Below are 22121 nucleotides of genomic sequence, written 5' to 3' on the forward strand. Positions count from 1 at the left end.
ATCCGGAAAGGGCCCATGAGATAAAAAGGGCCCACCCGGCGACACACCGAGCGGACACACTTTTTGTCACTTAACCCCCCGGGGCTCCTACTTAAAGGAACCACCGGGGGTTTTATTGGCGGTGACGGAGGGATTTGAACCCTCGGTACGGGGTTACCGCACAAAGCATTTCGAGTGCTTCACCTTCGGCCGCTCGGACACGTCACCGCTAGAAAACGTTACAGGTAGCCCCTTTATCTACCAAATCCCCAGGTCAGAGTAGCCAGGCCTTCGCCAAGCCGCTCTCGCTGCACTACACCCTGCGCCACCCCAAGCCCGTCAACCCTCCACCGCGCTCTTCGGGGTGGCCAACGCCCGCTGAGATATGAAGGAATAGTCTGTAGCTTGAAATCTAGAAACTTAAACACAGAAGTACAGCCACACAGAAAGGGTTCTCCCTCATGATTCGTTCCGCCATCATCGGCTACGGCAACTTGGGCCGCAGCGTCGAAAAGGTCATCGCTGACCAGCCGGACATGGAACTCGTCGGCGTTTTCTCCCGTCGCGATTCGCTGGACACTGAGGCCCGCGTACTCCCGGCGGCGGATGTCGCAAAGTACAAGGATGAGGTAGACGTACTGTTCGTGTGCCTCGGCTCGGCCACCGATGTCCCGGAGCAGGCCCCTGAGCTGGCAAAGAACTTTACGACGGTCGACACCTACGACAACCACCACGAGATTCCGAAGCACCGCGCGGCCATGGACGCCGCCGCCCGCGAAGGTGACAACATCGCCATGATCTCGACCGGCTGGGATCCGGGCCTGTTCTCCCTGAACCGCGTCCTGGGCGCTGCTATCCTGCCGGGCGCAGACCAGATGACCTTCTGGGGACCGGGTCTGTCGCAGGGCCACTCCGATGCCGTGCGTCGTGTGCCGGGAGTGAAGAAGGGTGTCCAGTACACCAAGCCGAACCCGGAAGCTATCGAGGCCGTAAAGAAGGGCGAGGGCGCAGACCTGAAGGGCAACGAATGCCACCTGCGCCACTGCTTCGTCGTCGCCGAAGAGACCGGCAACGCCGACGAGGACGCCAAGCTCAAGGAGCAGATCCGCGAAACCATCGTGACCATGCCGGATTACTTTGCCCCTTACGAGACCATCGTGGACTTCATCTCCGAGGAGGAGTTCGACCGCGATCACCAGGGCATGCCGCACGGTGGCCAGGTCATTACCCGCGGCCAGGCCGGTACGTCCGGTCACGTCATCGAGTTCGGCCTCGACCTGGATCGCAACCCCGACTTCACCGCAGCTGTCCAGGTTGCCTACGGTCGCGCTGCCTACCGCCTGAAGCAGGCCGGCGAGACCGGTGCCCGTACCGTCTTCGAGATCGCCCCGTACCTACTGTCCGCCGAACCACTGGATGACCTGGTGGCCCAGAAGCTGTAGCCAGCCCCAACGCTGGCAGCCGGCCATCGAAACACAAAGAACCCCAACCACCTCCGCATATCAGAAGCGGAAACGGTTGGGGTTATCTCTACCCGAGAACTAAGCGCTTTACTTGTCAGTCAGCTTGCCCAGGGTCTCAGTGGCCTTGTCCTTCAGATCCTCAGCACCCTGCTTGACCTTCGAAGCAGCCTGCTCGCCCTTGCCCTGGTTTGCCAGATCCTCGTTGCCAACGGCGTCGCCGGCAGCTTCCTTAACCTTGCCGCCCAACTCGTCGGCCTTGTTCTGCAGCTCGCTCATTATGTAAGCCTCCTATGTAAACGACTTATCTATTCTCTAGAGCCACCGTCTAGCAGCTCCACTAGTTCCGACGTTACGTGAAAATGAAGGCTCGTCACGGCCACGACGGGAATTGTGACCTAACTGTGACCCCGCTCACGCTTCCAACTGCCGTTGCCGTTCGAAGAATTCCCGCAGGTAAACGGAGCATTCGTCGGCAAGCACACCTCCGCGCACCTGCGGCGTGAACGCGTGGGCGGGATCGCGGATGACATCGGCGATAGAGCCGCACGCGCCGGTCTTGGGCGACCACGCGCCGAAGACCACACGCCCTACGCGCCCCATGACGCACGCGCCGGCGCACATCACGCACGGCTCCAGCGTCACGACCAACGTGCACTGCTCCAGCCGCCAACCGTCACCAACAGCGCGGGTGGCCTCGCGCAACGCAATGACTTCGGCGTGGGCAAGCGGGTCACCATCAGCTTCCCGACGGTTCGAGCCCCGGCCCACAACCTTGCCCTCGGCATCCACGACCACGGCTCCCACCGGCACATCCCCGGGTGCCGTGTGAGCAGCTTCGGCAATAGCCAGGCGCATCCACTCTTCGTCGAGAATGTCCTGTTTTCGACGGGGTAGCGCGCTTGGCCTCTCGTGCAAATGACCTTTCTCAGAGTTAGTCGTCATAGGGGTCGTAGTCGTCATCGTCGCCGTCGTAATCCAGGTCGGCGACATCGGCTAGCTCCTCGGCACACCCCAACTCCTCGGCAATGGCCAGAAGCTGCTCGGACGCCCACAGCGACTGATCGTCACAGATGGACTCCAGGGCTTCCTCCGAACAGCCCAGGTCAGCGAGGATATCCATGTCCCCCTCAGCCCAGGCATCGACATCGTCGAGCTCGTCCTCGTCGAGGTCGGGGATATCCAGATCCAGCTCGTCGAACACATCTGCCGCGATGTCATCGGTCACGGCAGCGGTAGCGTCGGAAAGCGCTACGCGCAGCGACCCAACGCCCTGGCGCACGAGAATGAAATAGTCGTCGTCGATATTGAGCATTCCGACAGCAGCGCGTTCCGAACGCAGATTGCGCAGCGCCTGTGCGGCGTCAGCGAGCGAATCGGTGGCGTCGTCCCCGAGGTCGACGACGCGCCAACCGCGCTCCCCCATAGTTACGGCAACCGCGAAGGAGCGGTCGTCATCGGAGGTGTACCCTCCGGAAAAGGTCGTGCTCATAACCCACAACGCTAGTCGCTGTATGTCATGCTTGTCAGGTGAGCAATTTCGAGTCCCCCTCCCCTGCTTCGTCCTCCCTGTCAGCTGCACAACTACCCGCGGTATGCATCCTCGGTTTGGGCCTCATCGGTGGCTCCATGATGCGCGACCTGCGGGCCCATAACGTCGAATGCTTCGGTTGGAATCGCTCGTCCGCGACGGTCAAGGAAGCCACGAAGGAGGGATTCGACGCCAGTACAGATCTTCAAGCCACGCTCGAACGCGCGGAGGCCAGCCGCGCGCTCATCGTAATCGGCACCCCCATGACAGTCGTCGGCACGATGCTCGACGCCATCAACGAGCACGCCCCCAGCTGTGGCATCACGGATGTGGTCTCCGTGAAGGCGGCCGTCGCCGCCGAGGTCTCCGCTCGCGGGATGGAGGAACGCTTCGTCGGCGCGCACCCAATGGCGGGGTCCGCGCAGGCAGGCTGGTCCGCCACACTCGAAGGGCTTTTCGACGGCGCCCCCTGGGTCATCACCTACGACCTGGCAGCCGCTGCCGACGCTGCGGGCGAGCCCGTCCCGGAGCGCTGGATTGAGGTCTTTTCGCAGGTCGCCAACTTGGGAGCAGCTCTTGGCAGTCAGCTCATTCCAGCGCTAAGCAATCACCACGATGCTAGCGTCGCCCGCATCTCCCACATGCCACACCTGGCAGCCTACGCAATTGCCGCCGCCGGTGAAGCCGGCGGTCCTCTGGCCATTTCGCTGGCGGCCGGCTCTTTCCGCGACTGCACCCGCGTCGCCGCCGCTGCTCCCGACATGGTCATGTCCTGGTGCGAGAACAACACCGAACCCGTGCTCGCCGCGCTTGACGACGTCATCGAGCGCCTCACCGCCGCGCGCACCCAGTTGGCCACCGAGGGAACCGCTATGGACCTGGCCAAAACCGGTCAGATTGCCCGTGTCCGCTACGAGGCCCGCCCCGCTCACCGCCCGATTTTCCGACTGCGCGTCGGAGAGGGCGATTGGATCAACCAGTTGAAGTTGGCCGAAAGCGTCGGCGGCCAGGTAGATGTGTTCTAGTGTGGAACTATGTTTTCCCCCGAGCTGCACACCAGCCTCGCCGGCATCACTGTCGTCAACTTCGCCATTAACGTTCCGGGACCACTGGCCGCTCAGCACTTGGGCCAGCTAGGCGCCCGGGTGATTAAGGTCGAACCACCCACAGGCGACCCGCTCGGTTCCTTCGGCCGCCCCTGGTATGAAGCTATGTCCGCAGGTCACGAGATTATCCAGGCGGATCTGAAGAGCGATGAGGGCCGCGCACAGCTGAGCTCGCTGATTGATGAGGCCGATGTGGTCATCACCTCGGTTCGCCCCTCCGCGCTGGAACGCATGGGGCTGGCGGGTCTCCACGAGCGCCCGAATGGGCCGGTGCATATCGACATTGTCGGTGATACCAAAGCTCCAGAAACACCTGGCCATGACCTGACCTACCAGGCGGAGGCCGGAACTCTCACGCCCCCGGCCATGCCGCCAGTGCTGTTGGGCGACATCCTGGGTGCACACTTTGCGGTCACCGCTGCCCTTGCCGGGTTGATTAAGCGGGCGGGTGCGGGTGCGGACGTCGTAAAGCAGCCTGGACTGCACTGCCGCATCGGCCTGAAGCAGGCGGGTGAGGCCGGTGCCGCGCCGCTGAAGTACGGCATGACGGCGCCCGGCGGACTACTCGGTGGCGGCCTGTGGACGTACAGCCTCTACCCCAGCGCCGACGGCTACGTGGCCGTGGCAGCGCTGGAGCCGCACTTTGCCGCCGCCCTGACCGAGGCCACACGCGCGAGCAACCGCGAGGAGCTTGCGGATTTCCTCCGCGAGCGCACCAACGCCGAAATCATGCAGCTTGCCAGCGAAAAGTCGCTGCCGCTGGCTGCAGTGAAGTAAGCGGGTCAGTTTAAGGCCGCGCGCCTCTGGGGTCGGGGCCTGGAGCCTTACGCGGTCAACCCCGCGGCCTCTGCGGTGAGCTCCACCGAACGCAGCCGGTCAGGAACCTTCAGCGATTGATGAGCCACAATCAGCTCATCCGCCGTCGAGTACTCACCGAACTGCGCAATCTGCTCACGCACCTGCGCCACCGTGCCGACCGCCGTGTGACGGAACATATTTTGCACCTGACGCCCCTGCGGGGTATCCATCAGAATCTCCGCCTCATCGTCAGTGAGGTGATGCCCACCGCGACTCAGGAACCGCCTGACCATGTTCCTGCGGGTAGCGAAGTACTGCTGCTGTGCGTCTTCTTCGCTTTCCGACGCAATCACATTCATGGCCGCAAAAGCGTACGGCTTATCCAGCTGCTCAGAGGGCTGGAACTGCTCGCGGTAGACCGCGATGGCATCGCGAAGCGCGTCCGGAGCGAAGTGCGAAGCAAATGCGTACGGCAAGCCGAGCGCCGCTGCGAGCTGGGCACCAAAGAGCGAAGAGCCCAGGATGTACAGCGGCACATGGGTGCCGCGGCCCGGAATCGCGTTGATGCCCTTGATCAGCGACTCGTCGGAGAGGTAACCGCGCAGCTCCTGCACATCCTGCGGGAAGGAATCGGACGAACGCGGGTCACGCCGCAGGGCGCGCATAGTGGCCTGGTCCGTGCCCGGGGCGCGACCAAGCCCCAGCTCGATGCGATCCGGGTACAGATTCGCGAGCGTGCCGAACTGTTCCGCGACCGTCAGCGGTGCATGATTCGGCAGCATGACGCCGCCGGAGCCGAGGGTGATGCTCTCGGTTTTTGCAGCCACGGCTGCGATAAGAACTGCCGGCGACGAGGACGCGATGGAGTTCATATTGTGGTGCTCTGCGTACCAAATACGCTGATAACCAGCCTTTTCCGCTGTCTGCGCCAAATCGATGGAGCCCTGTAGGGCGTCGGCGTGGGACTGCCCCGAGGCTACGGTAGCGAGGTCAAGAATGGACTCAGTACGAATCATGGTTCCACAGTCTAGACCGTTAGTCGGATATTGCGAGTTTGAGATGCTTCGAATATTGAGGCGCTGGGGTTTGGGGTTTTGGGGATTCGGGTGCGGGTGGCTCGTGGGTGGCTCATGGGTGGCTCGTGGGGGGATCGTGGGCGGCTTGCGGGCGTGGGTGGCTCATGGGTGGTATTCACTCATCGATGAGGTATTCACATATCGATGAGCTATAGCCTGGCCACAAGTGAATAGCTCATCGATATGAGCGCAGGCAGAGCCAATACCGCGCCCATAAGTACCGGAAAACCATCGATAAGTCAGGCAGACAAAAAGACCCGCACCTTATCGGCGCGGGTCTGCATTGTGCGCCCGAAGGGATTCGAACCCCTAACCTTCTGATCCGTAGTCAGATGCTCTATCCGTTGAGCTACGGGCGCATTTTGTTGTTATTCAGCGACTCTGGGGTAATCCCCTCGGCCCCTGCAACGAATAGATACTTTACTCATCCTGCTAAGTTTTACAAAATCGCCTGTTCAAGCAACCTTTTCGGCACTTATTCAAGTACATATTCGTTGCACATTAACAACAGGTTTCGTAGCGGTTACCCCGGCCTATCCGAACAGGACCGACCGAGGTACCCCTGACCGAGGTAACGAAGAAACCGAGGAACTACTCGCCGCGGACCCAGCGGACAGCGTTGCCAAAGATGTCCTGCTCACCAATACCCGGAATGTTGCGCATCAAGCCCTCGCGGAAACGCTCAGGGTGACCCATCTTGCCCAGAATCCTGCCGTCAGCACTGACAATGCCCTCAATGGCGTAGGAAGAACCGTTCGGGTTGGCTGGCGCTGTCATCGTCGGCACGCCCTCGGCATCGCCGTCAGCATCGACGTACTGGAAAGCGACCTGACCGGCCTCGAACAGGCGGCGGGCCTCGTCCTCGGAAACCACGAAACGGCCCTCACCGTGAGAAACCGGCATGAGGTGGGTCTGACCTGGCTCGAAACCGCGCAGCCACGGGGAATTCACGGTCGCGACGCGAGTGGTGGCGATGCGGGACACGTGACGCAGCTGGCGGTTGTGGGCCAGGGTCGGCGAGTCCTCGCGGAGCTGCGCAGGGTCGCCGTACGGCAGGAAGCCGGACTTGACCAGCGCCTGGAAACCGTTACAAATACCGAGCACAAGACCGTTGTCGGCCACGAACTCCTTGACGGCGGCTGCGACATCGTCGGAACGCAGGAACGCGGCGATGAACTTGGCGGATCCGTCCGGCTCATCACCCAGGGAGAAGCCACCGGAGAATGCCAGGATGTCGGAGTCCTGAAGCTTCTCGATGAACGCCTTCGTGTCCTCCGCCAGCATTGCCGGGGTCAGGTTGCGGATTACGTGGAACTCGTAGGTAGCGCCAGCCGCGACGAATGCCTCGGCCATGTCGTACTCGGAGTTGGTACCAGGAAAGACTGGCAGCAACACGTGGACATCCTTCTTGCCCGGGCTCTGCAGGTCGGTCTTGGTCTCGTTGACCTGGTTAGCGAACTCCGGCAGGGCTTCGCCCTCGTAGTCATTGAGCGGGAAGACGTCACGGTAACCGGACTCCATCGCTTCCAGAGCCTCAGCGACCGTGAAGGACTCCGCACCGAAGCGCAAGGTACCCGACTCGTCGGTGGCACCAATCTTCACGGCCCCCACAATGGCCCCCTCAACAGCACCCTCAACAGCCTGACCAGCTGGAACAGCCACAACGATGGAACCCAGCGGAGCCTCCGGAAGGGATGCCTCCAGGCCCACGCCATTGCCCACAGCCATGTTGACCAGAGTCGCGGCCAGATCCGCGTTGGTCACAGCCGAAGCAGCAGCCGGACGCAGCTCGCGCACAGCAGCAAACAGTTCATTGAGCTGCTCGTAGTTCGGTTCCCCGGACTCGAGCGGCTTGTGCGCAAACAGGTAGAGGTCGAAGTTTCCGGCCGGGATTGCAGCGGATACGGCGTCGGTCTCGTCCATCGCGGCAACTGCGAAGGTCACCAGGGTCGCCGGCACGTGCAGGTCCTCGCCGTAGGTGCCGGACATGGAGTCCTTACCGCCAATGGCCGCAACCTGGAAGCCGTCCTGAGCCTCGAGCAGGCCGAGCAGAGCCTGCGCAACCTCGCCCCACCGCTGCGGATCCTGGTCCAGGCGCTGGAAGTACTCCTGCACACTCAGCCAGGCACCGCGCGGATTGCCACCGGCCGCTGCGAGCTTAGCTAGTGCCTCCACGACGGAGTAGGAACCCATGAGGTACGGGGACTCGTCGGCAAGCGATGGCGAGTAACCCCAGGTCATGATGGACGCGGTGCTCGTGCCGCCATCGACCGGCAGCGTCTGGATCGACGCCTGCTCGTCGGTCTTCTGCGTCGCACCGCCGTACGGCATGAGCACGGTGGAGCGGCCGACGGTCGAGTCGAACTGCTCGATCATGCCCTCCTGGGAGCCCGCCGTCGCCGCACGCAGCGACTCCAGCACGCTCGCCGGTGCCTGCTTTACGACGCCGCCCTCCGCAGCAACCATTTCGACGTTCTGGGCGCGGTCGGCGCCGTTGGTGTCGATGAACTCACGGGAGAGGTCGAAGACAACCTCGTCGCCCATGAACATGCGCAGTCGACCGGTATCGGTGATGTCGGCCAGCGCGACGGCCTCGATGTTCTCTTCAGCAGCGGCGGCGATGATGAAGTCGGCGTCCTCCGGGCGCACGACCAGCGCCATGCGCTCCTGGGACTCGGAAATCGCGATTTCGCGGGCATTCAGACCGGCGTACTTCAGCGGCACGCGCTCGAGGTGAATGTCGATGGAGTCAGCCAGCTCACCGACCGCGACGGATACGCCACCAGCGCCGAAGTCATTACAGCGGACAATCTTGGTGGCGACGTCCTCGCGGCGGAACAGGCGCTGAATCTTGCGCTCGTTGACCGGGTTACCCTTCTGCACCTCGGCGCCGGAGCGGCCCAGCGAGTCCTCATCGTGGGCCTTCGACGAGCCGGTCGCACCGCCGACGCCGTCACGGCCGGTGCGGCCACCGAGCATGATCACCACATCGCCCGGCGCAGGTTCGAGGCGCTTGACGTTGTCTGCCGGGGCAGCGGCGACGACGGCACCGAGTTCCATTCGCTTAGCGACGTATCCCGGGTGGACCAGCTCGCGCACACCAGTGGTGGCCAGACCGATCTGGTTTCCGTAGGAGGAGTAGCCGGCTGCGGCACGAGAGGAGATATCGCGCTGCGGCAGCTTGCCCTCGAGGGTCTGCTCGCGCGGAGTGTTGATGTCACCTGCGCCGGACAGACGCATGGCCTGGTAGACCCAGGAACGGCCTGACAGCGGGTCACGGATTGCGCCGCCGAGACAGGTGGAGGCGCCACCGAACGGCTCGATTTCGGTCGGGTGGTTGTGGGTCTCGTTCTTGAACATGAGCAGCCACTTGCGGTCATCGCCCTCGACGTCGACGTAGACGGAGCAGGCGTTGATTTCCTCGGAAACTTCCTGGTCATCCATCACGCCCGTGCGACGCAGTTCGCGGCCCATGATGGTGCCCATGTCCATCAGGGTGCGTGGCTTGTGAGTGCGGCCGTTGAGTTCACGCAGCTCGTCGTAGCGACGCAGCGCGCGATCCAACTGCGCGGCAAAGCGCGGCTCGTTGTTCTCGATGGAGGTCAGCTCGGTGTTGAAGGTGGTGTGGCGACAGTGGTCTGACCAGTAGGTATCCAGCGCGGACAGCTCCACCTCGGTCGGAGCGCGGCCCTCGGAGCGGAAGTAGTCCTGGATGGTCTTCAGATCGGCCAGCGACATGGCCATGCCGTCGGCTGCGAGCAGCTCGGCCAGGCCTTCGTCATCCAGCTCGGTGAAGCCCGGGTACTCCTTCAGCGGCTCAATCTCGCCCATGCTCGGACGGCGCAGGACGCTCAGGTTCTTCTCCCCCGATTCGACCGGGTTGATGAGGAAGGAGCGCACGGCGTCATTCACCGGAGCATCGAAAACATACAGCGTTGCCGAGGTGATCTGCGCCTGCGTTTCCGGGCGGAGCAGGCGCAGGGCCTGCTCGGCGGCATCGGCACGCTGGTCGTACTGGCCAGGAAGCGGCTCGACAGCAAGGTAGTTCCCCAGCTCGGCGGGGGCCGGGAGCTCGACCAGCTCGTCGACACGCGAATCAGCAACTACCGACTCACGCAGCGCGACAAGATCCTCCTCCGTCGCATCGAAAGCATCGTAGAGATAGTAGATTGCCACCTCGCCGTCCTGGCCGATCGAGGACAGCAGCGTAGCTTCCTCATTGCGGAACTCGGGCTTACGGCGAACGGCTAGACGGGCGTCCATCAAGGCTCCTATCGAAATACGGGGAGGGCAACCGGGGTCTAAGTCTATTGCAACTGTTCAGGATAGGAAAATGTCCCCCGGTGCGCGAGGCGGCGCGGGGCGGCGCGGGGCGGAAGCGTCGCGGGGCGGAGGCCCCGATTGACCAAGTACAAGGCCAGGCTAATCGGATTCAGCCGGGCAAAGGCTGCGCGGGGGTGTTGGAGGTACGGCCGTGGCTGCTCAAGGAGGTGGCGAGTCGGTCGGCAGGTCCGGGTTGGTGCCTGTTGCTGCGCTTTGCTACCTGTTGCTGCGCGTTGTTGAAGCAAGGGAGCTGGTTCGTTGTCTTATCGATGCATAGTTCACCTATCGATTCGCTATAGCCTGGCCACAAGTGAACAGCGCATCGACAAGTGCACACGTAGCACCCACAGCGCGCGCATAAGTGGCGCAAAACCATCGACAGGCCACGAGAAACCATCGATAAGTGACCGAACCCTGGCCACAAGTGAAGGACCGCGCTGCCCCGCCCCGCAATGCCCCGGCTCGCGCTGCACTGCCAGGTAATAAAACAAAAAGACCCGCACCTCCACGGTGCGGGTCTACATGGTGCGCCCGAAGGGATTCGAACCCCTAACCTTCTGATCCGTAGTCAGATGCTCTATCCGTTGAGCTACGGGCGCGTGTGGCGGAGGCGAGAGGATTCGAACCTCCGGCCCGTCGCAAGACAGGCAACTCCTTAGCAGGGAGCCCCATTCGGCCGCTCTGGCACGCCTCCAAAACCACTGGCATCGATCCCGCTTCAGCAAAGCTGTTCGCCATTGCGTGGACGAGACCAAATAACCGCAGCCAATCCTACAGAACACAAGAATTGAAAAGCAAAACACCCGCGGAGCCACCAAATACGGCGCCACAAATAGCGACCACACCTTGGGATTTTGCGGGGATTCTGTACTGCCCAATCCGGGCCATGTTCTACAGTTAGGCCTATGACCAACGATGCATCTTCAGTTCAGCCCAAAACCCGCGCCGACCTCGAGCAGGTTCCGGCCTATGTCCCGGGCAAGGCTGTGCCCGGCGCGCTGAAGATCGCGTCCAATGAAATGACTCAACCGCCACTGCCCTCGGTGGTGGAGGCCATCTCGCAGACCATCGCTGACCCAACCACCAGCCCGAACCGCTACCCGGACATGGGCGCGGTTGACCTGCGCATTAAGCTCGGCGAGCACCTGGGTCTGCCCATGGAGCAGGTCGCGGTCGGCTGCGGCTCCTCCGCTCTGTGCCTGCAGCTCGTACAGGCCACCTGTGCGGATGGGGATGAGGTCGTGTTCCCGTGGCGCAGCTTCGAGGCCTACCCCATTCTCGCTCGCGTCGCCGGGGCTACTCCGGTGCCGGTGCCGCTGGATGCGCAGGGTCGCAATGATCTTTCGGCAATGGCTGCCGCTATCACCGGCCGCACACGCCTGGTTTTCGTCTGTAATCCCAATAACCCGACGGGCACGACCATCACTCTCGCGGCTTTCGCGGAGTTTATGGCGCAGGTTCCGGGCGATGTTGTGGTCGCTCTCGACGAGGCGTACATCGAGCTGGTGGACGAGGCCACTCATGCCGCTACCCCGTTGGCGCATGAGCTGCTGGATACCTACCCCAACCTGGTCGGTTTGCGCACATTCTCCAAGGTCTACGGTTTGGCCGGGCTCCGCGTGGGCTACATGTTCGGCCCGGAGAAGCTTGTGGAGGCCGTGAATAAGGTCGCTATCCCCTTCTCCATAAACACTCTCGCGCAGATTGCCGCGCTCACCTCGCTCGACGCACAGGAAGAGCTCACCGCCCGCATTGCTGAGGTCCGCGCACAGCGCGTCGCCGTCACCGAGGCCATCAACGCCGCCACCGGCCGCGAGACGGTGCTGCCGAATTCGCAGGCCAACTTCATTTGGATTGACGAGGGTCGGATTGCGGATCTCTCTTTGCTTGACGACGTCTCGGTGGCCACCACCACGGATCTCGGTGACTTCCTGGCGCAGCGCAACATTCTCATCCGCTGCTTTGCCGGCGAAGGTGCTCGTATCACCATCACTACTGAGGAAGAGACCTCGCAGCTGCTAGCTGCGCTCGGTATCGAGCGCTAACAGCTATCGCTCAGCTAGCAGCTACCGGCACGGCCGGTGGTCGCGCCACCGCTGCGCTCAATCGCCTTGGCGATGCGGTCAAGCATTTGCTGGCCGGTCTCATAGGTGCCGTCGTCAGGCTGGGCTGCGATAGCTACACCAACGAAGGTGCCCGGCTTCTTGCCCGGCAGATAGCCGAACTGCCGCACAAGGTAGACGCCTTCATCATCTGGGCCCCAACCGCCCTTGAAGTGGGCGCCGCGGATGCGTCCGAGGCCGTAGGACTGCTCGTCGGCAATCTGTCCCATGAGGTCAGCGACCTTTGGGCCCGCCTCGATGCACTGCAAATTGGCGCCGAAAATAGCCTGGTCGCGCAAATCCCACTGCGTCTGCCCGAAGACGGTGTATTCCGCACGGATGCGGTCAGTGCCCATGACGGTGCGGGTGTCGTGGCCCTCTCGGAGAATCTCGTCGGTGGTCGCGCCCGCGGTCGCGTCATCGCCCAGGGAGTACCACATGGACTCAGCCGCATCGTTATCGGAAACCGTGATTGCGGCTTCGACCAGGGAATCCACGCCCGATTGGCGCACATAAGCCACCGCAATCGGCACCTTGGAGGTCGACCAGGCCGGACCCGTTTTGAAGTCACCTGTGGCAACCACTTCGGAATCCTTATCCGGCGTTGCCAGAGCGGCGCCGGCCAAACCACCGAGTTCCTTTTGCGCGGATTTCACGGCCTCGACAACTTCGCGAGGCATCTCACCGGGCACAACTTTCCCGTCGGAGGATGCGCCGCCGGGGCCGTCGTCAAGCGGATTGGACAGCGTCGGCGACGGCATGTCCGCCGAATCGGTGCCAATGGTGCAGGCGCTAAGGCCGAGCGTGACGACGGCGGTTGCGGCCAGAGCTACTCGGAGACGTTTAGACAATGTGCACCGTCGCATTCGTACCGCCGGTACAAGTGACAACCTCACCGTTATCGCGGCAGGTCATGCTGTATGTCTTGCCTGTTGTTGGGCTGCTAGCGGTGACAGTACCGTTAAGCTTCTTCGTAAGTTGGTACTGCTCAACGAAGGAATTGCGGACGTTGGTGGCAAACTGACAGGTCGTCGTGTTACCGCCGACATCTTCTGCATATACCAAGTTCAAATCACCCGGATCGCCCGAGCCGGAGCAGTGACGCCAGTTCGATGGCGGCTGGAACCCTTCAGCGCGACGCTTCTGCTCAGCGGTCGACGAGGTGGAGGAACCCTCAGCACTAGCGGACTGAACCGACTGGGACGAGTTGCTGCCAGCCGAATTCACTCCCTTCGAATCGGAGAAGTAGAAGAAAGCCATTGCGCCGACGAAGAGAGCGACCGCAACGAGTGCCAGGACAATAACCGCGATGGTCAGCCCCTTGTTGTCATTGCGCGGCGCAGCAGCCGGACCAGCTTGCGGACCTGGAACATAGGGGGCAGGGCGGTATGGTTCAGGCTGCTGGGACTGTGGATACTGCTGCTGCAGATACTGGGTTTGCTGGTTCTGGGGCGGCTGCTGGGTCTGATGGTCCTGCGTTTGCCCCTCAGGCTGCTCCCACTGTGTCCCATCCACAGCGCTCCACGCATTTGCCGGCGTATCTGCAGAGGGCTGATCATCTGACGCGTCCGGATTTATGCTCCACTCACCGAACGAGTCGTCCGAGTGGTTGCTCCGATTCGTTGCCATTGTTCGACCTTTTCCCTCAATACCGTCCGCCAGTATGACGCTGAGTTTGTATTACAGCAAGACCGAGCTTACCGGTTTTGGCAAATTGCCCGTATTGTTTCAGGCCACAACGGTTTCGGTTCCATGCCATGCAGCTTTTCCACCGAGTGCCCCGGGTTGAAGTGGATTTCAGTTCCTGTATTCAACGAACCGTCGGCAATCGCGTCGGCGCCCCCTTGGCGATGGTGTCATTGACCACCAGTTCCTGAGCATGTGCGATACTGCCGAATCCCGCACATGTCCGCGCATGTCATACCTGCGGCCGGAGAGAATGCAGCAATGCGCGCAATACCGCGGTTACGTACGGTCCGACTATCCGTCGCTGACCCCACCACATACGCCAATTTTGAAGACAAATGAAGAAACCCCCAGTAGAACAACTACCGAGGGCTTCTGTCTGCGGAAGCAGGGGGATTTGAACCCCCGGAGGTGTGACCCTCGCTGGTTTTCAAGACCAGTGCATTCGGCCGCTCTGCCATACTTCCAACGACAACATCATAACCGCATACCGCCGTGAGGCAGCAAACGCCCTCATAACACCCCTTGCCAGCACCTTTCGCTAGCCTTCTCATCCCAAACCACACCCCAAGCATCCACCTCTACAGACATAACTATTTTTGCTAATTGCAAAAGAGCTTGAAATACCGCGTGCATAACCAGTTTTTGCATTACCTTTGAAGACTATGAAGGCAATCATTCAGACTGATCTTTCCAACCCCCGCGCCCTGGAATGGGCCGATGCTCCGGAACCGACTCTCGAGGATGGGCAGGTGCTGGTCAAGGTCAAAGCCGCTGGCGTAAACCGCGCTGACCTGCTGCAGGCCGCTGGCCACTACCCGCCACCGAAAGGCGTGACCGACACCCTCGGCCTGGAGTGCGCGGGTGTCATTGAAGAGGTCAAGGGCGACTCTCAGGGCTGGAAAGTCGGCGACGAGGTCTGCTGCCTTCTCTCCGGTGGCGCTTACGCCGAAAAGGTCGCAGTCCCGGCCGGCCAGATTCTCCCACTGCCACATGGCTACTCCTTCACCGAGGCCGCATCTATCGTCGAGGTTGCCTGCACGGTGTTCTCGAATGTCGTGATGATTGCTGGCCTAAAGGAAGGCGATCTACTACTGGTTCACGGTGGCGCGGGCGGCATCGGCACTTTCGCTATTCAGATGGCCAAGCGGCTCGGCGCTCGCGTCGCAGTCACAGCCGGTTCAGCGGAGAAGCTGGCTAAGTGCAAAGAACTCGGCGCCGACATCCTCATCAATTACAAAGAAGAGGACTTCGAGGAAATCGTCGCAGCTGAGGGCGGCGCCAATGTCATTCTGGACATCATGGGCGCAAAGTACCTCGACCGAAACGTCAAGGCCCTGGCGAAGGACGGCCACCTGGTTATCATCGGCATGCAGGGCGGCGTAAAGGGCGAGCTCAACATCGGCCGCCTGCTGAGCAAGCGCGGCTCCATTACCGCCACCGGCCTGCGCTACCGCGATCTAGCCGACAAGGCTCGCATCGTCAACGCCACAGAGGACACCGTTTGGCCAATGCTTGCCGACGGCACCGTCACCCCTCAAATTCATGAGGTCATGGATATGCGCGACGCGGCCAAGGCCCACGAACTGCTCGACAGTGGCGCGGTCAGCGGCAAGATTGTGCTGACCGCCTAGTTAGCTGACCGCCTAGTTAACCGAGCGAGGCAACTGCGCGCACGAGCTGGTCAATGTCGTGCGGCGTATTGAACGGCTGGAGGCCGACTCTCACGGCACCTCCAGCCTCAGCGATGCCCATGGCCTCCAACAGCGGTGATTCATACGCATCAACAATGCTGGTCACCAGGCCATTATCCAGCAGCCTGTCCACGACCACCTTCGCCGACACTCCATCGACGAGGAAGCTAACACGCGGAATGTGCTGTGCCCGCGACACACTCGCGAAAGAATCATCTTCGGTATCCATGCCGATGATGTACACCCGCGGCAGGGTCATCAGCGCCGCAATCAGGCGCTCCGACAACGTCGTCAAGTAGCGAGAAACCTGCGGCATCGCGGTTTCAATGCGGTGCCTACGCGACCCCCTCGCCGTGCTATCCAGCGATGCCAGGTGCAGCACCGATTCCGACACCCCACCGAGCAGTGCCGGCGACACCGGGGAAACCTCAATCCGCTCGACGCCGCGCGCATTCGGCACATAGCTTAACGACGTCATGCGCTCGAACATCTCGGGATCCCTGAACACCAAAGCTGCGACCTCAGGCCCGCCCAGCACGGAGGCGTCAACCAGCATGATGTCGGCGCCCAGCTTGCTCATCGACACGTCGCGGTAGGCAACAATATCCGAGGCATCGACCAACACCCAGGCGTTGGAGTGCTCATGCACCCGCCGAGAAATGTCAGCTACCGGCGCGATGGTGCCAACGAACGGATCCGCGGCCGGGACGACAACGAGGCGAGTGTGCTCGTCTACGAGCTCGTCGAACTGCCAGGACGGCAACGTACCCGAGGACAAGTCAGCCTCAGCAATGCGGACTTGAGCTCCGTAGAGATTGGCTGCCCGGCGTAGTGGTGCGTGTACAACTTGCGAACCAATGCGAGAAATCACCAGGTTAGAGCCGAGCGTCAAGCGTCGACTCATTGCGGACGTGAACTGCTCCATGAGCACCTCACGCGAAGATCCCAACACCACACCGGCGACCGGGCCGCCAGTGAGGTCCGCAAAAGCCCGGCGCGCACTGGCGGTTAGCTCCGCTGCAGCGGGAACGCCCGAGCTGCGCGACTGGCCATGAGCCCCCGCCCCAGTCTCACCAGGAAGGGACTTCTGGGCATTGCGAAATGCAGAAATCATCGCAGCCTGGACACGCTCGGGTACCTGGGTGCGTTGACCCGCATTGAGGTATGTCCAACCGTCGGAAAGCGACGAGTAAGCACCCCTGGTTGTCGGCACATCGAAGGCCATGAAAACCCTTTCCCGGTTTCGAATTCAAGCTGCGATATCTATTTCAGAGTTAACTGTGCAATCACCCACGAATCGAGCATCCATGCCCCGAACCGTGTATCGATTGCACATCTTAGTTGGAGCCAATTCTATCGGAGCAACCCCATATAGGATAATCTTTATCCCTTTTTAGCAGTTGCTTAAAATTGGCCGAACTTTTCTTGCCTGTAGCCATGCGCAAGCACTCCCGATGCGTGAACCATATGCACCAGCTGCATGCCATAAAGCAGTTACAGCGGCGATTGTATGTAAGTTTTCCAGGGTCACATAACCAGTCGCATAACCAACCGTGGAAACAGCCTCAGAAGCACCACGTCACCACCAATGACGACCACCCCACGCGACGGTTGTTCGCCGTCACGACGTGGAATAATGGCTCGCCCGGTGCCGTCGGTATTCAATCTAAACCGCCCTAGCTAGTAGTTTGGAGACGTGACTAACGCAGAAAATGATCGCCAATCCGCAGCTGCAGCCGACCAGCCGGCCAATACTGTGCGCAATGGCTCCGCTATCCGCACGGAGGAAACTCTCCGTCGCGACATTGCGCGCATAACTGACGCAACGGGTGAGGCACCGGCTTTCAAGTCGCGTTCCCGTACCATGGGCGCTGCCTGGCGGGATTTGGCTACCGGCTTTGGCCAGCGCGAACTGTGGCTGCAACTGGGCTGGCAGGACATCAAGCAGCGGTACCGTCGCTCCACGCTTGGCCCGCTGTGGATCACCATTGCCACCGGCGCGATGGCCCTGGCTCTCGGCCTGCTGTACTCGCTGCTGTTCCAGCAGGACCTGGCGTTCTTCCTGCCGCACGTGACCGTTGGTCTGATTATCTGGGGCTTCATCTCCGGCTGCGTGCGCGAGGGCGCAACCGTCTTCATTGAAAACGAAGGCCTCATCAAACAGCTGCCCAGTGCGCTGAGTGTTCACGTCTACAGGTTGGTGTGGCGTCAGTTGCTTTTCCTGGCCCACAACATGGTGATCTGGCTGATTCTCGTGCTGGTCTTCCGTCCAGATTTGGGCTGGAACTTCTTCCTAGTCATCCCAGCGATGGCACTGCTGGTGGTCAACGGTGTGTGGGTGACGATGTTCTTCGGCATCATCGCTACGCGCTACCGCGACGTGGCACCACTGCTGGATTCCCTAATTCAGCTGGTGTTTTACATGACTCCGATTGTGTGGACCACCAAGACACTGGAGGAACAGGGCGGTGCCGTCGCCGAACGCGCACGCATCGCAGAGATCAATCCCCTGTTCCACTACCTGGAAATCATCCGCGCCCCACTGACCGGCCAGCCGGTGGATACCTACCACTGGTGGATCGTCCTCGCCTGCACCGCAGTTGGCCTGTTGCTGGCACTCGGGGCCATGCGCCTGTGGCGCTCCCGCGTGAGCTACTGGGTTTAGGCCGCAAAGGCCGTCGTAAAGCGAATAGAACTAGCAAGGGATAAGCATGGTCAGCATTGATACTTACAACGCGTGCGTTGACTTCCCCATTTTCGACGCCAAATCGCGGTCGATGAAGAAGGCGTTCCTCGGCGCCGCGGGTGGTGCGATTGGCCGCAATGACTCCAATGTCGTGGTCATTGAGGCGCTGAAGGACATCAACATCCATCTGCGCGAGGGCGACCGCGTCGGCTTGGTAGGCCACAACGGAGCGGGTAAGTCCACGCTGCTGCGACTACTGTCGGGAATCTATGAGCCCACGCGCGGTGCCGCCGATGTGCGCGGGCGTGTGGCGCCGGTGTTCGACCTCGGTGTCGGCATGGACCCGGAGATCTCCGGCCTGGAAAACATCATCATCCGTGGCCTGTTCCTGGGGCAGACGCGCAAGCAGATGAAATCCAAGCTCGACGAAATCGCAGAATTCACCGAACTCGGCGATTACCTGCACATGCCATTGCGCACTTACTCCACCGGTATGCGCGTGCGTTTGGCGCTCGGTGTGGTCACGTCCATTGAGCCGGAGATCCTGCTTCTCGACGAAGGCATCGGAGCCGTCGACGCCGCATTCATGGCGAAGGCCCGGACGAAGTTGACCGAATTGGTCGACCGCTCCGGTCTGCTGGTGTTTGCGTCGCACTCGAATGAATTCCTGGCGCAGCTGTGTGACACGGCACTGTGGATTGATCACGGTACGGTTCGACAGGCAGGGCTTGTCGACGAAGTGGTCGAAGCCTACGAAGGTAAAGAGGCCGCCGACCAGGTGCGCCGCGTGCTCGCGCAGCGACGGTAGCAGCTTCGCCGGGAGTCCGGGCGCGGTTCCCCCATCGTGGCCGAGCGAGCGGCTCGCGGGCAGCCGGCCGGCGGCTGGCGGGCGGCACGGATGCTTGGAATTGCTCACCCGGAGCAACATGGCAAGATAGACAGCAATAAAAACAGTAATAAACGGTACGTCCCCGATGGAGAACGAAGTGAGCGAAAACTCGGCTGACCACCCAAATCACGATGAGGCAGCAACGGCCGCAATCGTGGTGACTCACAACCGCATCGAGGACCTGCGCCAATCGCTTCCCATCGTTGCCAGCCAGACCCACATGCCGAAGTGGCTCATCATCGTCGACAACGGCAACGACCCGAAGGTCAAGGAACTCGCCGAGCAGGTGGCGGCGCAGCAGTCGTCGGAAAGCGGATCGGCGCCGGAGATTCACTACGTCGGTTCCAAGACGAACCTGGGCGGCGCTGGTGGTTTCGCACTGGGTATGCTGACTGCGCTGTCGCTGGGCGCGGAGTGGATTTGGTGCGCCGATGATGACGGGCGCCCGGAGGACTCCTACGTGCTGAAGGCGCTGCACAGCTGCGCGCGACGTCACCAGCTCGACGCTGTCTCGCCGGTGGTCTGCGACATTAAGGCCCCGAACAAGCTGGCATTCCCCCTGCGCCGCGGGCTGGTGTGGCGCCGTCATCGCGAGGAGCTTTTCGAAAGCGGCATCAACCCCAAACTCCCGGCAGTGAACGACTCTGAGGGGCGGAGATGGTTCACCAACTTTGCAGATCAGAAGGCTGCGACCGGGCTCGAACTGCCTAGCGACCTCGAAACCATCGACGGCAACCACGACCTCCTGCCCGGCATCGCATCCCTGTTCAACGGCGCGCTGTTTAGCGCCCGCTCGCTGGAACAGCTCGGCGTTCCCGACTACCGCCTATTCATCCGCGGCGACGAGGTCGAATTCCACCGCCGCCTGGTCCGCTCCGGCCTCCGGTTCGGCACATGCTTGACGACGGCCTACCTGCACCCCTCCGGTTCGGGTGAATTTGTGCCCATTCTCGGCGGCAAAATGCACACGCAGTACCCGACCAATGACTTCAAGCGCTACTTCACCTACCGCAACCGTGGCTACCTGATGAGCCAGCCTGGCATGCGCAAGCTCATGCCGCAGGAGTTCCTGCGCTTCGGCTGGTTCTTCCTGGTCCAGCGCCGCGATGTCCGCGGCTTCTACCGCTGGTTCAAGCTACTGAAGCAGGGGCGCGCGGAGAACTTCGAGCGCTTCGATCCAAAGTCGAAGTAGTTCGGGCTGGCGTTGCGGCTGGCATTGGGGCTGGGGCTGTGGCACTGGCCTGGAGCGCAGACGTTGCGGCTGGTGGGCCTGAGGCTGTGGCGCTGGCCTGCATATTTGATCTCGCCCGGGTCGTGTAGTCCGCATTTCGAGTGCTCAGTGCGCAAAAGTGTTACCTAACCCCTGGTTCCCTTCTCCTCCACTGACATATCGATGAGGTATTCACTCATCGATGCGCTACAGCCTGCGCATAAGTGAATAGTCCTACGATAAGTGCGCGGGCCAGGCCAACAGCGTGGCCATAAGTCCTGAAAAGTCATCGACAAGTGGCGGAAAGTTGGCCATAAGTCGCTGGAAATCCGAGCCAGTCCGCTCGAAATCGTTCCAAGTCCGGTGAGCACAATTGCAATAGGTCAGCAGCTGAACTTAGCCTGAGTCGCGCGAGGCCGGTGCATTCTCCAGAAGCTGCAAACGCTGCTTACGCTCCTGGATTCTCGACTCACGGAGCTGCCGATCTTTATACGGGACAGTGGCTTGACGAAAACGCCCAACTCCGGACGAAAATACCAACCCACCTGCCTGAATGCGCTGCCTCTGCCGAATAGCGAACTGTCGCAAGACCTCCACGCAGTCCCCATTAATGACCTGTGACCATTGGAAGCGGAGTACATCTAAGTGGAGGTTTCGCAGACGCTTCTCGCGAGCTTGCTCTTTCAGAAGCACAGTCTCCGTAGCTGCTACCCCGCCACCGGAATACTTAGTCAGCCCATCGAACTCAATGATCAAATTCAGATGAGGCACATAAAAATCGACGCGCCCAATGAATCCTTCACTGTCATAGAACTCGACTTGCTGCATGAGCACGCATTTTTCGTCGTAAAGCGTGGCAATTCCTGAGTCGATTATGCATTTCTTTGTGATTGACTCACCGATGGTTTCGCTGTGTGCGCTGGCAGTTCGAAGTAGCTCGCGGGCGCGGCGGGTACCCGGCGAACGTGGGTAATTTGTGAGGACAGTGTGCAGTTCTTCGAGGTCACACCACTGTCGCAGTGCGGTGTCAACGATGATTGGCCCGTTTTCGGACTCGGCGGTGCGGCAGATATCGATGACGGTTTTCGGCACATCTGTAACGCAGCGCCCACCAATGCGAACGATGTCTTGTTCGAGGATTCTGCCACCGACATGGCGCAATCCGCCGCCAGGTCGGCGCAGGCCGGAATTGGCAAGCGCGATTGTGGCATTTCGAACAAGCAACGGGATGCCATGCAACGCAGCGGCTGCTTCGCCCGTAATGATTGTCCCGGAACCTGGCTTGACCAGTGCCTTTATCTGCAGTTGAAAACGTTCGAATGCTGACAGCGCATTCCAGCGAGAGCACTCGATGTAGGTGCCGTGCGCCAGTCTGAGCAGGGATCTATCTCGAATATTTGTGCTTTCGACGTGGCCGTGCAGATTATCCAGCTGTGACGTGGCACTGACGTATTCACAAGGATGCTTGATTTGCTTCTGCGCAGCCGCATGGATGAGGCCATCGGAATCGTAAGTCCAGGTAGGCATTGGTTTGGACACACTCCCCGCGGTCGGCTACAGGAATTCACACATTGGAATTAG

Annotated in this window: 17 protein-coding genes and 5 tRNA genes; 8 read left to right on the top strand and 14 right to left on the bottom strand. The window is 61.2% G+C overall.

Annotated elements, in window-relative coordinates; all coding sequences use genetic code 11:
• Window positions 1-116: 116 nt before the first annotated feature.
• Window positions 117-207 (bottom strand) — tRNA-Ser (locus tag QP995_RS06865).
• A gap of 233 nt (window positions 208-440) precedes the next feature.
• Here QP995_RS06865 and QP995_RS06870 point away from each other — a divergent pair.
• Window positions 441-1421 (top strand): diaminopimelate dehydrogenase, encoded by a 981-nt coding sequence (locus QP995_RS06870; protein ID WP_016421847.1) that lies wholly within the window; start codon window positions 441-443, stop codon window positions 1419-1421.
• A 108-nt stretch (window positions 1422-1529) separates the two neighbouring features.
• On the opposite strand, the gene QP995_RS06875 is transcribed toward QP995_RS06870, so the two are convergent.
• The 3 genes from QP995_RS06875 to QP995_RS06885 form a co-directional block, all read right to left on the bottom strand.
• Complete coding sequence (locus QP995_RS06875; RefSeq protein WP_016421846.1) at window positions 1530-1718, bottom strand: CsbD family protein; 189 nt, start codon at window positions 1716-1718, stop codon at window positions 1530-1532.
• Between the two features lie 135 nt (window positions 1719-1853).
• Entirely contained in the window at window positions 1854-2384 is a 531-nt protein-coding gene (gene tadA, locus QP995_RS06880; RefSeq protein ID WP_255456343.1) for a tRNA adenosine(34) deaminase TadA, read from the bottom strand.
• Window positions 2374-2931 (bottom strand): tRNA adenosine deaminase-associated protein, encoded by a 558-nt coding sequence (locus tag QP995_RS06885; protein ID WP_070429199.1) that lies wholly within the window; start codon window positions 2929-2931, stop codon window positions 2374-2376. Before QP995_RS06885 ends, tadA begins: the two co-directional genes overlap by 11 nt.
• A gap of 38 nt (window positions 2932-2969) precedes the next feature.
• On the opposite strand from QP995_RS06885, the gene QP995_RS06890 reads away from it, so the two are divergent.
• Together QP995_RS06890 and QP995_RS06895 are read left to right on the top strand one after the other, a co-directional pair.
• The gene (locus QP995_RS06890; RefSeq protein WP_070546596.1) at window positions 2970-3995 is read left to right on the top strand and encodes a prephenate dehydrogenase; all 1026 of its coding nucleotides are present in this window, start codon (window positions 2970-2972) and stop codon (window positions 3993-3995) included.
• A gap of 9 nt (window positions 3996-4004) precedes the next feature.
• Entirely contained in the window at window positions 4005-4853 is an 849-nt protein-coding gene (locus QP995_RS06895) for a CoA transferase (protein WP_284853050.1), read from the top strand.
• A 47-nt stretch (window positions 4854-4900) separates the two neighbouring features.
• Here the strand turns inward: QP995_RS06895 and QP995_RS06900 are convergent, their stop codons facing one another.
• The 5 genes from QP995_RS06900 to QP995_RS06920 all read right to left on the bottom strand — a co-directional run bounded on the left by QP995_RS06900 (window position 4901) and on the right by QP995_RS06920 (window position 10967).
• The gene (locus QP995_RS06900) at window positions 4901-5890 is read right to left on the bottom strand and encodes an LLM class flavin-dependent oxidoreductase (RefSeq protein ID WP_070601690.1); all 990 of its coding nucleotides are present in this window, start codon (window positions 5888-5890) and stop codon (window positions 4901-4903) included.
• Between the two features lie 346 nt (window positions 5891-6236).
• Window positions 6237-6309 (bottom strand) — tRNA-Arg (locus QP995_RS06905).
• 232 nt (window positions 6310-6541) lie between these two features.
• Window positions 6542-10213, bottom strand: a complete 3672-nt coding sequence (locus QP995_RS06910; RefSeq protein ID WP_284853051.1) for a phosphoribosylformylglycinamidine synthase — start codon at window positions 10211-10213, stop codon at window positions 6542-6544.
• A gap of 583 nt (window positions 10214-10796) precedes the next feature.
• Window positions 10797-10872, bottom strand: a tRNA-Arg gene (locus tag QP995_RS06915).
• Between the two features lie 3 nt (window positions 10873-10875).
• Window positions 10876-10967 (bottom strand) — tRNA-Ser (locus tag QP995_RS06920).
• 211 nt (window positions 10968-11178) lie between these two features.
• On the opposite strand from QP995_RS06920, the gene QP995_RS06925 reads away from it, so the two are divergent.
• The gene (locus QP995_RS06925) at window positions 11179-12318 is read left to right on the top strand and encodes a histidinol-phosphate transaminase (RefSeq protein ID WP_284853052.1); all 1140 of its coding nucleotides are present in this window, start codon (window positions 11179-11181) and stop codon (window positions 12316-12318) included.
• 14 nt (window positions 12319-12332) lie between these two features.
• On the opposite strand, the gene QP995_RS06930 is transcribed toward QP995_RS06925, so the two are convergent.
• From QP995_RS06930 to QP995_RS06940, 3 genes are all read right to left on the bottom strand, one after another.
• Window positions 12333-13226: a hypothetical protein gene (locus tag QP995_RS06930; protein WP_101688002.1), complete on the bottom strand. Its 894-nt coding sequence runs from the start codon at window positions 13224-13226 to the stop codon at window positions 12333-12335.
• Window positions 13219-14004, bottom strand: coding sequence for a hypothetical protein (locus QP995_RS06935; protein WP_284853053.1), 786 nt, complete (start codon window positions 14002-14004; stop codon window positions 13219-13221). The genes QP995_RS06930 and QP995_RS06935 overlap by 8 nt, the downstream gene beginning before the upstream one ends.
• Before the next feature lie 439 nt (window positions 14005-14443).
• A tRNA-Ser gene (locus tag QP995_RS06940) sits at window positions 14444-14528 on the bottom strand.
• A gap of 198 nt (window positions 14529-14726) precedes the next feature.
• Between QP995_RS06940 and QP995_RS06945 the strand changes: the two genes are divergently transcribed.
• Window positions 14727-15695: an NAD(P)H-quinone oxidoreductase gene (locus tag QP995_RS06945; RefSeq protein WP_070547054.1), complete on the top strand. Its 969-nt coding sequence runs from the start codon at window positions 14727-14729 to the stop codon at window positions 15693-15695.
• Window positions 15696-15711: 16 nt separating this feature from the next.
• On the opposite strand, the gene QP995_RS06950 is transcribed toward QP995_RS06945, so the two are convergent.
• The gene (locus QP995_RS06950) at window positions 15712-16980 is read right to left on the bottom strand and encodes an aminotransferase class V-fold PLP-dependent enzyme (RefSeq protein ID WP_070547052.1); all 1269 of its coding nucleotides are present in this window, start codon (window positions 16978-16980) and stop codon (window positions 15712-15714) included.
• 579 nt (window positions 16981-17559) lie between these two features.
• Here QP995_RS06950 and wzm point away from each other — a divergent pair.
• From wzm to QP995_RS06965, 3 genes are all read left to right on the top strand, one after another.
• Window positions 17560-18420, top strand: coding sequence for a galactan export ABC transporter permease subunit Wzm/RfbD (gene wzm, locus QP995_RS06955; RefSeq protein WP_432758719.1), 861 nt, complete (start codon window positions 17560-17562; stop codon window positions 18418-18420).
• Between the two features lie 46 nt (window positions 18421-18466).
• Complete coding sequence (gene wzt, locus QP995_RS06960) at window positions 18467-19249, top strand: galactan export ABC transporter ATP-binding subunit Wzt/RfbE (protein ID WP_005510871.1); 783 nt, start codon at window positions 18467-18469, stop codon at window positions 19247-19249.
• Window positions 19250-19415: 166 nt separating this feature from the next.
• On the top strand, window positions 19416-20522 hold the full coding sequence (locus QP995_RS06965; RefSeq protein ID WP_049193884.1) for a glycosyltransferase: 1107 nt from the start codon (window positions 19416-19418) through the stop codon (window positions 20520-20522).
• Between the two features lie 414 nt (window positions 20523-20936).
• Here the strand turns inward: QP995_RS06965 and QP995_RS06970 are convergent, their stop codons facing one another.
• Complete coding sequence (locus tag QP995_RS06970) at window positions 20937-22067, bottom strand: PDDEXK family nuclease (protein WP_049172470.1); 1131 nt, start codon at window positions 22065-22067, stop codon at window positions 20937-20939.
• Between the last annotated feature and the right edge of the window lie 54 nt (window positions 22068-22121).

Source organism: Corynebacterium sp. MSK032 (assembly GCF_030232065.1).
In the GTDB taxonomy this organism is placed as follows: Bacteria; Actinomycetota; Actinomycetes; order Mycobacteriales; family Mycobacteriaceae; genus Corynebacterium; species Corynebacterium jeikeium_D.

What these genes read in the sequence shown, in the direction of transcription:
- QP995_RS06925 (WP_284853052.1), top strand. Translation starts at nt 11,179, where the DNA reads ATGACCAACGATGCATCTTCAGTTCAGCCCAAAACCCGCGCCGACCTC.
- wzt (WP_005510871.1), top strand. Translation starts at nt 18,467, where the DNA reads ATGGTCAGCATTGATACTTACAACGCGTGCGTTGACTTCCCCATTTTC.
- QP995_RS06945 (WP_070547054.1), top strand. Translation starts at nt 14,727, where the DNA reads ATGAAGGCAATCATTCAGACTGATCTTTCCAACCCCCGCGCCCTGGAA.
- QP995_RS06910 (WP_284853051.1), bottom strand. Translation starts at nt 10,213, where the DNA reads ATGGACGCCCGTCTAGCCGTTCGCCGTAAGCCCGAGTTCCGCAATGAG.
- QP995_RS06970 (WP_049172470.1), bottom strand. Translation starts at nt 22,067, where the DNA reads ATGCCTACCTGGACTTACGATTCCGATGGCCTCATCCATGCGGCTGCG.
- QP995_RS06900 (WP_070601690.1), bottom strand. Translation starts at nt 5,890, where the DNA reads ATGATTCGTACTGAGTCCATTCTTGACCTCGCTACCGTAGCCTCGGGG.
- QP995_RS06935 (WP_284853053.1), bottom strand. Translation starts at nt 14,004, where the DNA reads ATGGCAACGAATCGGAGCAACCACTCGGACGACTCGTTCGGTGAGTGG.
- tadA (WP_255456343.1), bottom strand. Translation starts at nt 2,384, where the DNA reads ATGACGACTAACTCTGAGAAAGGTCATTTGCACGAGAGGCCAAGCGCG.
- QP995_RS06950 (WP_070547052.1), bottom strand. Translation starts at nt 16,980, where the DNA reads ATGGCCTTCGATGTGCCGACAACCAGGGGTGCTTACTCGTCGCTTTCC.
- QP995_RS06885 (WP_070429199.1), bottom strand. Translation starts at nt 2,931, where the DNA reads ATGAGCACGACCTTTTCCGGAGGGTACACCTCCGATGACGACCGCTCC.
- QP995_RS06875 (WP_016421846.1), bottom strand. Translation starts at nt 1,718, where the DNA reads ATGAGCGAGCTGCAGAACAAGGCCGACGAGTTGGGCGGCAAGGTTAAG.
- QP995_RS06895 (WP_284853050.1), top strand. Translation starts at nt 4,005, where the DNA reads ATGTTTTCCCCCGAGCTGCACACCAGCCTCGCCGGCATCACTGTCGTC.
- QP995_RS06870 (WP_016421847.1), top strand. Translation starts at nt 441, where the DNA reads ATGATTCGTTCCGCCATCATCGGCTACGGCAACTTGGGCCGCAGCGTC.
- QP995_RS06965 (WP_049193884.1), top strand. Translation starts at nt 19,416, where the DNA reads ATGGAGAACGAAGTGAGCGAAAACTCGGCTGACCACCCAAATCACGAT.